General features: G+C 39.6%; 9 protein-coding genes and 1 pseudogene. 2 read left to right on the top strand and 8 right to left on the bottom strand.

The features are described from left to right. Positions 1-318: 318 nt before the first annotated feature. Positions 319-2,763 carry a TonB-dependent receptor gene (locus QL998_RS11650; protein ID WP_182194322.1) on the top strand — a complete coding sequence of 815 codons (2,445 nt, stop codon included), beginning with the start codon at positions 319-321 and terminating at the stop codon, positions 2,761-2,763. 104 nt (positions 2,764-2,867) lie between these two features. After that, complete coding sequence (locus QL998_RS11645) at positions 2,868-4,220, top strand: hypothetical protein (RefSeq protein WP_024599138.1); 1,353 nt, start codon at positions 2,868-2,870, stop codon at positions 4,218-4,220. A gap of 46 nt (positions 4,221-4,266) precedes the next feature. Here the strand turns inward: QL998_RS11645 and QL998_RS11640 are convergent, their stop codons facing one another. From QL998_RS11640 to QL998_RS20775, 8 genes and pseudogenes are all read right to left on the bottom strand, one after another. Further along, positions 4,267-4,521 (bottom strand): hypothetical protein, encoded by a 255-nt coding sequence (locus QL998_RS11640; RefSeq protein WP_010554066.1) that lies wholly within the window; start codon positions 4,519-4,521, stop codon positions 4,267-4,269. Positions 4,522-4,540: 19 nt separating this feature from the next. Then, positions 4,541-5,377: a peptidoglycan binding protein CsiV gene (locus QL998_RS11635; RefSeq protein WP_290192729.1), complete on the bottom strand. Its 837-nt coding sequence runs from the start codon at positions 5,375-5,377 to the stop codon at positions 4,541-4,543. Beyond that, positions 5,377-8,850 carry a transcription-repair coupling factor gene (gene mfd / locus QL998_RS11630; protein WP_290192728.1) on the bottom strand — a complete coding sequence of 1,158 codons (3,474 nt, stop codon included), beginning with the start codon at positions 8,848-8,850 and terminating at the stop codon, positions 5,377-5,379. Before mfd ends, QL998_RS11635 begins: the two co-directional genes overlap by 1 nt. Positions 8,851-8,909: 59 nt before the next feature. After that, positions 8,910-9,803, bottom strand: coding sequence for a carbon-nitrogen hydrolase (locus tag QL998_RS11625; protein WP_290192727.1), 894 nt, complete (start codon positions 9,801-9,803; stop codon positions 8,910-8,912). Continuing rightward, on the bottom strand, positions 9,800-10,855 hold the full coding sequence (locus QL998_RS11620; protein ID WP_290192726.1) for an agmatine deiminase family protein: 1,056 nt from the start codon (positions 10,853-10,855) through the stop codon (positions 9,800-9,802). The genes QL998_RS11625 and QL998_RS11620 overlap by 4 nt, the downstream gene beginning before the upstream one ends. Before the next feature lie 57 nt (positions 10,856-10,912). Then, positions 10,913-11,521 (bottom strand): PilZ domain-containing protein, encoded by a 609-nt coding sequence (locus QL998_RS11615; protein ID WP_002961502.1) that lies wholly within the window; start codon positions 11,519-11,521, stop codon positions 10,913-10,915. Between the two features lie 220 nt (positions 11,522-11,741). Continuing rightward, complete coding sequence (locus QL998_RS11610; RefSeq protein ID WP_290192725.1) at positions 11,742-12,509, bottom strand: haloacid dehalogenase type II; 768 nt, start codon at positions 12,507-12,509, stop codon at positions 11,742-11,744. After that, positions 12,509-12,945: pseudogene (locus QL998_RS20775) on the bottom strand (peroxiredoxin-like family protein); the annotation flags it as partial. The pseudogene QL998_RS20775 and the gene QL998_RS11610, both read right to left, overlap by 1 nt. Positions 12,946-13,071 lie beyond the last annotated feature (126 nt).

The following is a 13,071-nucleotide window of genomic DNA, read 5'->3' as shown; positions in this document are numbered from 1 at the left end:
TTAATTTGTCTGTTTTTGGTACATAGCTCAGTTAATTACATTTGATTACAAAGTGAATCACTTTGGTTTCAGGTGTGTTTCGAATGTTTCGGTTTTTTGTTAGGTTACTGTTTTTAAATTGTATTTATTAATTAATACTGAAACATAATGTAACCTATGTACCTAAAGTAGTTATTCCATTTTATTGCATGATATAAATTGAGCTGCCATTAAGTTTTCGTTCAGTTAAGGGCGCCTAAGTTGCCCACCTGACTCACTATTCTAATAAAAAGTGAGCATTACCAATAAAGGTAAATTTCCAACAAGTAGGGTTCTTTCATGAAAAAATCAACTCTTGGTTTAGCTGTAATTGCAGCGATCCCAATGTTCTCTAGTGTGCAAGTTTTAGCGGCAGACGAAGCTGCAAAATCAATCGAAAAAATTCAAGTGACGGGTTCTCGTATTAATCGCACTGATATGGAAACGTCAAGCCCTATTACCGTCATTGGTGATGATTTTATTACCAAAAGTGGTTATACATCAGTTGCTGATGTACTTTCAAATCAACCTTCAGTTGCAGGTACAAGCTTAGGTGGTACTAGTAATAACGGTTCAGGTGGTTCTGCAACAGTAAACTTACGTGGTATGAGCTCTCAACGTACCTTAGTTTTATTGAACGGTCGCAGAATGGTGTCATCTGGTACTGGCGCTGATTCTTCTGTCGATTTGAATACCATTCCAGTTGCGATGATCAAGTCTATTGAGATATTAAAAGATGGTGCGTCTGCAGTATATGGTTCTGATGCCATAGCTGGTGTTGTAAATATCATCACTAAAAAAGATTTTGAAGGCACTGAACTCAATATTGATGGTAGTAGAACAACAAAGAATGACGGCAATAATTACGGTTTTAGTATACTCCACGGTATGCAGGTAGCGGATGGTAACTTTGTCGTTGGCGCTCAGTACTCTGGTCGGGGAGAAATAATTCAATCTGATCGGCGCTTTGTGGATGCAGGGCAGTCATCTTGGATACCACAAGGTACATTAGGTGGTAAAACTGCAGATGGTAATGGTGGTTTTAAAGATCGAACGACTTCTTATGATTTCACTACATCTAGTTATGCGCAAACACCCAATGACTTGTATAGTCTTTTTACAAGCTACGATACTGAACTTGATTCAGATACAACTTTAAATATCGATTTAATGTATACGCGTCGTGAATCATCGCAGCAATTAGCGCCGCAACCGACAAGTATCGATTTAAAAACCAATAGACTTAATGCTAAATATACCAATTCATTTTCTGAAAATGGTACGCTAGCTGATACATTAGAATATAAAAGAAGAATGGCTGATGCTGGTCCTCGTCTCTATGAACAAGAAACTGACACTTACAGAGCTTCAGTATCTTTACAAGGTCTTTTGGATAATGATGCTAGTTGGGATATAAGTGCAACTTATGGGCGAAATGACTCTAAGGATAGCGTAAAAAATTCAATTAACGCTGTCAGAGTAGAAGAAAGTATTTATGCTAATCAGGATATTTGGTTTAGTGGCGAACCTCTAGAACGCAACTTCTTAACAGCTAATAATTCAATATTTATGGCCAATAATGAGGGCGGCAATGAGCAGTTCGTTCTTTCTGCTGGATACAGCAATGTAACAGAAAGTGATATTGGTTATGCTATAGGTATTGAAAACCGTTTTGAAAGTGGTTTTTATACCCCTGATTTAATTACTCAATTAGGCGAAAGTTCTTCAGCACAGCAGGATTCTACAGATGGCGACTATTCTGTACAGTCAGTCTACTTTGAGACATCAATACCAGTTTTGGAGTCTGTATCATTAGAAGGTGCGGCTCGTTACGATAATTATTCTACCTTTGGTGGTGAAATTACCTGGAAACTAGGTGCCACTTGGAATGTCACTGATGAATTTATGGTGCGCTCTGTATTAGCTACTGGCTTTAGAGCACCAAATGTTGCTGAATTATTTGGCGGAAATTCAGGTTCTTATGATTACTTATCAGATCCATGGGAAAATGCTACAGATGCTCAAATACTTGTAAACCGTGCAAGTGATGATGACCTACAAGCAGAGGAAAGCCGTTCATTCACTTTTGGTATGGTTTGGGAAGTTACTGATGGCTTATCAAGTACTTTAGATTACTGGAAGTTTGATATTACTAATGCAATTACCCGCTTGGATGTTCAGAATGAATTGAACTCTTGTTTTGAAGGCGATACAGATTCATGTTCATCAATTAGAGTGACTCAAGCTGGCGATTTATCTAACTTAACTTCTGTACTAACTAATGTTGGCTCTCAAAAAACATCTGGGGTTGATTGGAATGTTAGTTACACGGGTGATAGATACCGTATAAACCTTGATACTACTTATCTAATTAAGTTTGAAGAAGATGACATTAATTATACAGGTACTATCGATGGCAACTTTGGTGGCTATTCTAAAATAAAGTCGAACCTTTCAGTTAATTACGATCTTACTGATTCATTAAACATCCTCTATAACGCACGATTCATTCGTGGAATGGATGGTGAATACTACGGCGAAAATTTTAGTACTGACAACATTATTTACCACGATATTTCAATGAGCTATAACTTGAATGATGCATTGAGATTTACTGGTGGTATGAACAACATTTTCGATAAAGAGCCTGAGAAAGTATTAGGCGGTAACGATATGGGTACAGTTCCTGAGGTTTACGATGTAATTGGTTCACGTATTTTTGCAAGTGTAAACTACAAGTTTTAACTAGCACATTAATCGTATTAAGGCTCAGTATTTACTGGGCCTTTTTTATTGAACAAAACAAAGGAGACAAGTACACTAAAACGATATTTTAGAAGGAGAACTGATTGTTAAAACAAGATGAAAACTTATCTTTTGTCATTGAGCCAGAACTAACTCCTCGTTCTGAGCAGCGCATAGATCTGTATTTTTCTATCCCTAATGAAATGGGGATTAATCCGCAAACGCTTACCGAAGAATCTTACTTTAATAACCACTTCAAATCCCATTTAGCGTATAACGCGAATAATATACACCTGCCTTTAGTGCGAAGCCGCTTTGTGAGTAAAAATAAAGGTGAGCAACAAGATTATCGTCAAAATCTTAACTTATTTTGTTATCAAGTGCGTTTAGCCCTTGATGCCGATATAAAAGACGCGTTAAAAATTGACGAAGCCGAAGATTTTTATAAACGTGCTAACGAAGTATATGAACAAAGTGAAGGGCTTTTAAAAAAGCTGCGCCGTTATACGCCAGATGACGAAAAGCTACTGCCATTTTTTACCAATGCTGATAACTATTTAAGTTGGCATGTTGAGCAATCTTTTTTAAAGCTTTTAGATGAAGGCCCCCGTAGTAGCGATTATGCAAAAGAACGTAACGATTTAATGCAGTTTTGTAAAAACGAAAATGCGTACCGGGCTGACAAAAACTATAATTCTGAAACCACAATGCAAGACGCTAATCGAATAACAAATAAAATGCGCTTGCTACAACGCTTAATTGAGCATGGCGTTATATTACAACGCCAAACGCGGTTTCTTAATAGCTACCTTAAGCGATTAGTTAAGGGCACGGTAACAGCCGTTATAATGGCATTTGTGATGGTTGTGATACTTAATGCTCGCTCAACGTTTACTGAAGTCACCGCGACGCTTATTTTAATTTTGGGGGTTATTTACGGTCTGCGTGAGATATTTAAAGAAGATATTACGCGTATGATTTGGCGAGCTATTGTACAAGGGCGACCCAAGTGGCGATTTAGTTTTAAAAATAGTATTACCAAAGACAAAATAGCGAGTCAGCTAATTTGGCTTGAATACACACGCTTTAAAAAAATCCCTAAAGAAGTAAAATCTATATTTTCAAAACGTCGACAGCAAAATAAACAAGCTGCGCAGTGGTTACATTTTGCGAGTGAAACGCGTGTAAGTGCAAAAGAATTTTTACCTGGTTACGATACCTTGCAACAAACTCTGCAATTTAGTCTTGCGCCATTTGCGCGTTATTTAAAACGTGGTGAAGGGAAGTTATATCATTTAGACAGTAATAAAATATCTAAACAGGCGGTTGAGCGGCGCTACCAACTTAACATGGTGCTTGTGCTGACTGAGGAAGATAGAACACTTTACCAACGCTATAAAATAACGTTAAATCGCAGTAAAATCGTCAATATTGAGCTCATTTACTCGAAAAAGTAAGCTTAAGAATAAAAAAGGGACTGATAAAATCAGTCCTTTTTTAAATTTATTTATTAGCTAAACCATGTTTACTATATAAAGTTACTTTGTCTGACACTAGCGTGATCTCGATATTTTTCGCTTCATCGCCCCACACACAATTAGTATGCAGTGTTTTTTCAACACAGTTATCAGCACTGCCTAAAATGGTTTCCACTTCAGTCTTATCCATACCTACTTTAATTTTTTCGTAGCTTTCAAGGCTTACTTTAGAACAAGCCGCAAGGCTTAATGTAGCTGCGATGATAAGGAGTTTTTTCATTGTTATATCCTACTTAGTATTAATGTTTGAATTTTCTGATTTGGACAATCATGCCCATTCGTGGGTGGTCAAAGTAATGTACTTCACCACTTATTACACGTCTAAACTGAGAAAAGCGGGCTGACTCTATATCGCCATTTTTTAGCTTTTGGCTAATATCAAAATTAGCTGTAATGTATAAATAATGTCGTAAGTGTATTTTAAATAAACCGTCTAGTTCCCATTCTGCCTTTGATTGCTCCGGGTCGTTAAATAGTTCAGGTTGTGAATTTAATAAACTTACAAAATCAGGGTTTGAATAGCTAGGGGTTAAGTTAGAGTCACTTTTAAGGTGTTTACCTGCGATTAAATGCATGCTTGGTGCACGCGACTTACTTGCGCCTTCAAAGCGCCAGCCTGTATGTAGAATAGGTGTTAATCCTTTGCGATCTAGCTGTCGGTACTGCGCTTTAAATTGCAGCTGTTCTGGCGCTAATAAATAAGTTTGCTGCATATCATCTTTAGCGGGCGCTAGAGGTGTAACAGGTAGCTCATCATAGCTTTGTAGGTAGTTTGTACTGTCACCACATACACCCGATTGCGGGTTTGAATTTACTAATGAATCTGTAAAAGAGCGTTTTTGAAAACGCTCATCGCCATCTATGCAGGCCTGCATTGCTTGTTCAGTGTAAAGAGGGGTCAGTAAGTCTAGCGTATTTTTATCTTCAATAGCTTTGTGCTTAAGGCTAAAGTCTTCTTGTAAATACGGGGCAGGGCGCTGTTTAAATACAAGCACCTCAACCTCAAACCAGCGTTCTGCAAATGCAGTGCTGCTAAATAAGCAGCATAAAACAATAAGCGATTTTTTTAGCAACATTAATGGCTAACCTTTTTTTCGAAATCTGCAATCATTGCAGTGACCATTTTTAAGCGTTCGCGGGCATTTGCCTCACTAATTGCAAAGCGCAGTTTATTTGCGCCATCCATTTTGTACACCTTAGGTGCACTTTGTATCAAGCCAATGATGAAGCTAGGGTTAACCTTGGTATCTTGGCTAAACTCAAAGTAACCACCTTTTGGGTTTGCCTCAATTTTAGTTATACCTAAACTACTAGCTTTCATTTTTAATAATTGTAGGCTAAATAGGTTTTTAGCAGCATCAGGTAGTAAACCAAAGCGGTCTATTAGTTCCACCTGTAGTTCATCCATATCATCAAGGTTAGCACAACTTGCAATTCGCTTATACATACCCAAGCGTGCATTAACATCGTGTATGTAGTCATCAGGTAGTAATGCAGCTAGCTTTAAATCTACTTCGGTTTGTTTTTGAAGTAGGTTTTCAAGCGTTGGCTCTTTACCCTCGCGCAGCGCATTTACGGCTTGTTCGAGCATTTCCATATACAAACTAAAGCCGATGGTTTGCATTTGGCCTGATTGATCATCGCCAAGTAGCTCACCCGCACCACGAATTTCTAAATCGTGTGCAGCGAGGGCAAAGCCTGCACCTAAATCCTCTAATGATTCAATTGCTTGTAAGCGTTTACTCGCATCTTTAGAAAGCGCTTTAGGATCACCTGTTAGTAAGTAGGCATACGCTTGATGGTGGCTTCGCCCAACTCGTCCACGTAATTGGTGTAACTGGGCAAGGCCGAGTTTATCTGCTCTGTCCATGATAATGGTATTAGCCGTAGGCACATCAATACCGGTTTCGATAATCGTGGTACATACCAGCACGTTGTATTTTTGATGATAAAAGTCAGTCATTATCTGCTCAAGCTCTTGCTCGCGCATTTGGCCATGAGCTGTGGTCACACTTGCTTCAGGTACCCATTCACTAATTTCTTGTGCAACACGCTCAATAGTTTCTACGTTGTTATGTAAAAAGTAAACTTGGCCACCGCGTTTAATTTCTCGCAGTACTGCTTCGCGTATAAGTTCTACATCGCGTTGGCGTACAAAGGTTTTTACCGCTAAACGTTTCGCCGGTGGCGTTGCGATTATCGATAAATCGCGCATGCCGCTCATGGCCATGTTGAGTGTACGAGGTATTGGCGTTGCAGTCAGTGTGAGTATGTCTACATCGGCGCGCAGTGCTTTAATTTTCTCTTTTTGACGAACACCAAAGCGATGTTCTTCATCAACAATTAACAAGCCTAAATCGTTAAATTTAATGTCTTGCTGAATAAGTTTATGCGTGCCAATAACTATATCGAGCTTACCGTTGGCCATTTTTTCAAGTGTGTCTTTTTGCTCTTTAGTGGAGTTAAAGCGCGAAAGCACACCTACTTCAATAGGAAAATCAGCAAAACGGTCTTTAAAGTTTTCATAGTGTTGTTGAGCCAGCAGGGTAGTTGGTACTAAAATGGCTACCTGTTTATCATCGTTAACCGCTACAAAAGCAGCGCGCATGGCCACTTCTGTTTTACCAAAGCCTACGTCACCACACACTAAACGATCCATCGCTTGTTTTGATTGCATATCACCTAATACGGCTTCTATGGCGTTGCGCTGATCGTCTGTTTCTTCAAACGGGAAGCTATCGCTAAATTGTCGATATGCGGGGGCATCTAGAGTAAATTTATTACCAGGTTTTGCTTGGCGCTGAGCATAAATGTCGAGTAATTCTGCGGCGACATCGCGAACTTTTTCAGCCGCACGTTTTTTTGCTTTTTCCCATGCATCTGAGCCAAGCTTATGCAGCGGGGCGCTGGCTTCTTCACCACCAGAGTATCGACTCAGCATATGCAATGCTGATACTGGCACGTACAATTTAGCTTCACTTGCGTAAGTAATTGTTACAAATTCAGTAACTACACCTGCAGCATCAATTGTTTGCAAACCCTGATAACGGCCAACACCATGATCAAGATGCACAACAGGTTGACCTTCTTTAAGCTCGGCTAAATTACGAATTAGCGCATCTTGGCTGGCTTCGTACTTGTGCTTGCGGCGTCTGCGCTGAGATACTTTTATGCCAAGTAGTTCTTGCTCGGTAATAATAGAAAGGCTTGGTTTAGTGCCAAGTACTACACTTTGCTCGAGCGGGCTTACTACTAAGCCTACATCACTTGCACTTTTTATAAATTGTTCGAGTGTTTCAAATTCTTTAAATTTTAAACCGCTTGGTTTTAAAATGCTCAGCAATGATTCGCGACGACCGTCCGATTCAACACTGAGTAATATGCGGCCTTTTTTCTTTTTTTGCTCTGCTACATAATTTATAAACGCGCCATAAGGTTCATGCTGTTTATGATCAATACGAATGGCTGGCAGCTCGCTAACGCTTAAGTTTTTATTACCCGCTTTAGTGCCAAGCTTTGCAAGGGATAATCTAATACGTGCAAAATTGCCTAAATTAGAAAACAGCTCTTCAATTGGCTGATAAAGCGCATTAGGTTCAAGTAATGGACGAAGTGGGTCAACTCTGCGGTTTTCATAGCGTACATTTACATCGTGCCAAAAGTTATCTGCCGCATGCTCTAAATCACCCAGCTGCATAACGGTTGTTGTATCTGGCAGGTAGTCAAAAATAGTCGCGAGCTTTTCAAAAAACAACGGCATGTAGTATTCAATACCTGCAGGCCAGTTACCTTTGCTTACTTGCATGTATACTGAATCTTGCTGCGAGCTTGCGCCAAACTTTTCACGGTAGCTTATTCTAAAACGTTCAATATCAGCGTCGTTAGTAGGAAATTCATGTGCTGGAAGTAGCTCAATTTTATCTACTTTTTCATCAGAGCGCTGTGTTTCTACATCAAATAAGCGAATGCTATCGAGTTCGTCATCAAAAAAGTCGAGTCTAAATGGGTGTGGGCTACCCATTGGGTATAAGTCAACGATAGAGCCGCGTATAGCGTATTCGCCGTGCTCCATTACTTGTTGAACATTTAAATAACCAGCTTGCTCTAAGTTGTCACGGAAGTTATGAGTGTCTAGTTTGTCGCCCACTTTAAAGTTTATTGTTGAACCGTAAATAAATGAGGCCGGGGCTGTGCGCAACATTAAAGTAGATACAGGCACAATTAACACACTTTGTTGTTCTTTTTTTAAGGTGTTTAAAGTGGCCAAACGGGCTGAAATAATATCTTGATGGGGAGAAAAATGATCGTATGGCAGAGTTTCCCAATCAGGAAATACCATGACTGGGTTATCGGGTAATAAATATTCTAACTCTGTTTCAAGGCGCAGTGCACTTGGTGTATCAGGCGTAACAATTAAGACTAAGTTATCTTGTTGTTTAACGCCTTCAGCAATAGCAATACTTAAACCACTTCCGCTTAGCTGGCCCCATTGAATTTTATCTTTATGAGATTTTACCCAAGGCAAGGCTGCCCATTGCTCAAACGCCATTTATTACTCCATTTATAGTTGGCTCTTAGCAAGTAAGAGCCATCTTGAGTTAAGGTTACTTAGTCTCGGTATATTTTTGTTAGGTCTTTATAGTGATCAATTCTTCGGTCACGTAAGAAAGGCCAAATACGTCTTACGTTTTCTGAGCGTTTTTGATCAATTTCTACTACTAAAATTTGCTCATCAGTATTATTAGCCTCTGCTAATAGTTCACCTTGTGGGCCTGCAATAAACGAATTGCCCCAAAACGAAATACCATCGCTTTGCGCACTAGGGTCACTTTCATGGCCAACGCGGTTACAGCTAATTACCGGCACGCCATTGGCAACAGCATGGGCACGTTGGCTAATAACCCACGCATCTTTTTGACGAGTTTGCTCAGCCGAATCGTCGTTAGGATCCCAACCGATAGCGGTTGGGTAAATTAATACCTCAGCGCCAGCCATTGCCATTAAACGTGCAGCTTCAGGAAACCATTGATCCCAACATACTAGCACGCCTAATTTACCCACCGAGGTTTGAATAGGCTCAAAACCGATATCACCTGGGGTAAAGTAAAATTTTTCGTAAAAACCTGGGTCATCAGGAATATGCATTTTACGGTATTTACCCGCAATGCTGCCGTCTTGCTCTAATACAACCGCAGTATTGTGATAAAGGCCCGTAGCGCGTTTTTCAAATAAAGAGGCCACAATAACAATGCTTAGCTCTTTAGCAAGCTCACCTAAGGCATTACTGCTAGGGCCTGGAATGGTTTCGGCTAAATCAAATACGTCAACATTTTCGGTTTGGCAAAAATAGAGGCTTCGGTGTAGCTCTTGAAGTACAACCAGTTTTGCACCTTTTTGAGCTGCTTCACGAATGGCACTCATTGATTTTGCCATATTGTCCTGAGCGTTATCGGTATTGCTTTGTTGCACTAACGCAACGGTTAATTTTGCAGGGCTTGTCATTGTGCTGCTCCAGCTAAAAATCCACGAGGTAATTGCATTGTAATACAGTGCAGGCTGCCAAATTGTTCAATTATTGGTTGGCAATTAACGCCAATAATAGTGTGTTGTGGGTATGCTTTTTGAACTTGCGCAAGAGCACGCTCATCACTGGCATCATTATACGTTGGCACAAGCACAGCATTATTAATAATTAAGTAGTTAGCGTAGGTAGCCGGTAAGCGTGTTTGCTCATCGTCATAAGCGGCTTTTGGCCACGGTAACTCAATTAAGTTATATGGGGTGTTATCGGCAGTTTTAAAGGTTTTTAGTTGTTTTTCCATCGCATCAAGTGCGCTAAAGTGCTCATCAGTTTTATCGTCACACTGCACATATACAAGGGTATTATTTGGTGCAAAGCGCACTAAAGTATCAATGTGGCTGTCGGTGTCATCGCCCGCTAAATAGCCATGTTCAACCCATAAAAAACTCGTCGCGCCTAAGTACTCTTTTAAAAGAGCTTCAATATCATTTGGGTTTAAATCAGGGTTACGGTTTTTATTAAGCAAACATTCGCTGGTTGTTAGCAACACACCGTGCTCGTTTATTTCAATACCGCCACCTTCAAGTACCATATCAAGCGCTTGATATTGGTTGTTTGTGCTACTTAGCTCTTTTACCAAAGTACGATTAATTTGGTTGTCTAATGCGCTTTCAAACTTATTGCCCCAACCATTAAAAGTAAAATCATATACTTTTAGTTGCTCTGGTGAGTCAATTGCGGCGCAAGTAAGCGGACCATGATCGCGCGCCCAGGTATCGTTAGTAGGCGTTACTACAAAATGGACACGATTAAGAGAGACGTTAGCACTATTTAGTAATGCTGTAATATGCACTTTTAAGGCACTGTTATGCGCCACAATAACAAGCTGTTGCTGCGTTGTTATGTGTTTAGCAAGTTCAATATATACAGGTTCTACACGCGCTAAGTTGTCGGCCCAATCGGTGTCTTTGTGAGGCCATGTAAGCATAACAGCGTCTTGCTCGGCCCATTCTGGTAAAAGTCTAAAGTTCATGAATTTTATATACTAATTAATATGGCGCTAGTTTAGCATTTTACATAAAGATGTCAGCTAATTATCACTGTTTAGGTCGCCTTGGTTTTGATCAAGTTCTTGACGTTTTTTAAGTTGGCGGGTTTGAGCATGTAAACTCGCTCTAACAATAAGTTCTTGGTCAGTGGTTCTAATTGCGGTAAAGAGCATAGTGTATTGGTAGTGTTCGCTATCTTGTTTTTCTACTGCCACAACTTCGGTGTAACAATAAACCGCAGAGGCCTCGTGGTGCAAAAACAGTTTGGTTCTAAATGCTTGGCCAATTGAGTGTACTTCAGGTGATGTAAAACGAATACCGCCACCGCCGTAGCTATCACATTGTATTGCGTTATCTTGGGCTTGTTCTGAGGCCAAAATATGGCTCATTATTAAATCTATTTTACGTGACTGCGCTTGTAAAAAAGTAGCTAGCTCTTGTGCTATATCGCCTAAGTTACGCAGTGGGCGTAACGAGCTTTGCTCAAGCTCACTTACTTCATTTGCTAATCTAAATAGTGGGGGAATGTCGTCTTCAAGCTCAAGCTGCGATTTAGGAACTTGTCCGTTTGATACGGGGAATAAATTTACTCTTATACTTTCATTAATTTGAAAGTACTGCTCAAACTCACCTAATCTTTCACTATTCATTATGTTCTCCACCACGTATTTATTTAATAGTAGCGTTGTGAGTACTAAATTGCTAGCAGATAAAATAACGCGTAGCGGGCTAAATGCTTTGTTTACATTCAATTTTTAACATACAGATTATGAAAATAAATACACTAAGACATATTTAGGGGGAGTTACAAAAAAGCGGCCAATGTCATCCTAACATTGGCCGCTTGGGTATTGATTCATCAGCGTGTACTTATTTAAGTAGAGCGGCTAATTCATGTAAATCTTTCACAACGTGATCTGGTTTTTTAGCTAATGGGTAAAGTGCTTTACCTGGGCGTGCTATAAAAGTGGTTTGTAAGCCAGCTTCTTTTGCACCAGCAACATCCCAGCCATGGGCTGCAACCATCATTGCTTCATTTGGTGCTACGTTTAGCTTTTTAAGTACCCACTCATACACACGTAAGTCTGGTTTGTAAATTTTAATATCTTCAATGCTGTAACGCGCATCAAAGTAAGACATTAAACCAGCGCTTTCAAACTGTGCCTTTACACCTTTGTTTGAAGAATTTGTAAGGCTTACTAACTTATAGCCCTGTGCTTTGAGTTTTGCCAGTCCTTCTTTAACATCGCTGTGGGGAGGAAGCGTTAAAAGAGGCGTAACAATAGCTGTTTTAGCTTGTTCACTTGTAATATCAATGTTGTTATTTTGAGCAACCATAAGAAGTGACGCCACACCGATTTGCCCAAAGTCGTGATAACTACCGCTTACAGTATCTACTAATGAATGATGCAGCATAGTTGAAAACCACAGTGGTAATAAATATTCACGTCCGCCTAGCGCTTTACCAATAGAGGTACGCATTGACGTTAAATCAAGTAGGGTTTCGTTTACATCAAAAATAAGCACTTTAGGTTTTGCTTGTTCTTTTGGTTCATCAGCGACTGCATAACCAGATACAAGGCTTGTGCCCACAAGTAGTGAAAGAGTAAGTGTTTTTAACGATTTTAAAATAGACATTAATTATTCTCCGATTCAAGTGCTGTCATAACATCAATAGGTTCTGCGCGTAGGGTGTAATCTTCGCTTAAAAATGCGTATGTAATTACACCTTCTTGGTTTATCACATAGGTGGCCGGTAGCGGTAATTTAAAGCTTTTATCGCCGTAGTAGTGTTCAAAATCAATACCAAATTGTGTATATAACGCTTGAATACGCTCATCAAGTGTAAACAACAAACCAATTGCTCAGCTACTTTATTGCTCACATCGCAAAGCACGTCAAATTCAAGGTCGTTTTTTTGTGCAGTTGAGAGAGTTTCATCAGGTAGTTGTGGTGATATTGCGATTAACTGAGCACTTTGAGTTTTAAATTGTGGTAAGTAGTCGTTAAGTGCTTTTAGTTCTAAATTACAATATGGGCACCAGCCACCACGGTAAAAGCTAATGATTACCGGTAATGCCGATCATTTAAGAAATAGTTAATAGCACTTGAACGATCTTCTAGGTATGTAAGAATCCGAATTCTTTTGTAGAATTCGGATTTTTTATGCAACTTTCTAATGCTCTCGATATTATCAACA

Origin of the sequence: Pseudoalteromonas sp. APC 3691 (genome assembly GCF_030408135.1) — a bacterium.
Lineage (GTDB): Bacteria > Pseudomonadota > Gammaproteobacteria > Enterobacterales > Alteromonadaceae > Pseudoalteromonas.
Note: the sequence above shows the minus strand (reverse complement) of the source record. Positions and strands in the feature narration are given on the sequence as shown.

Excerpts from the sequence above, each read along its gene's own strand:
- QL998_RS11650 (WP_182194322.1), top strand. The coding sequence starts at position 319 with ATGAAAAAATCAACTCTTGGTTTAGCTGTAATTGCAGCGATCCCAATG.
- QL998_RS11640 (WP_010554066.1), bottom strand. The coding sequence starts at position 4,521 with ATGAAAAAACTCCTTATCATCGCAGCTACATTAAGCCTTGCGGCTTGT.
- QL998_RS11635 (WP_290192729.1), bottom strand. The coding sequence starts at position 5,377 with ATGTTGCTAAAAAAATCGCTTATTGTTTTATGCTGCTTATTTAGCAGC.
- mfd (WP_290192728.1), bottom strand. The coding sequence starts at position 8,850 with ATGGCGTTTGAGCAATGGGCAGCCTTGCCTTGGGTAAAATCTCATAAA.
- QL998_RS11625 (WP_290192727.1), bottom strand. The coding sequence starts at position 9,803 with ATGACAAGCCCTGCAAAATTAACCGTTGCGTTAGTGCAACAAAGCAAT.
- QL998_RS11620 (WP_290192726.1), bottom strand. The coding sequence starts at position 10,855 with ATGAACTTTAGACTTTTACCAGAATGGGCCGAGCAAGACGCTGTTATG.
- QL998_RS11615 (WP_002961502.1), bottom strand. The coding sequence starts at position 11,521 with ATGAATAGTGAAAGATTAGGTGAGTTTGAGCAGTACTTTCAAATTAAT.
- QL998_RS11610 (WP_290192725.1), bottom strand. The coding sequence starts at position 12,509 with ATGTCTATTTTAAAATCGTTAAAAACACTTACTCTTTCACTACTTGTG.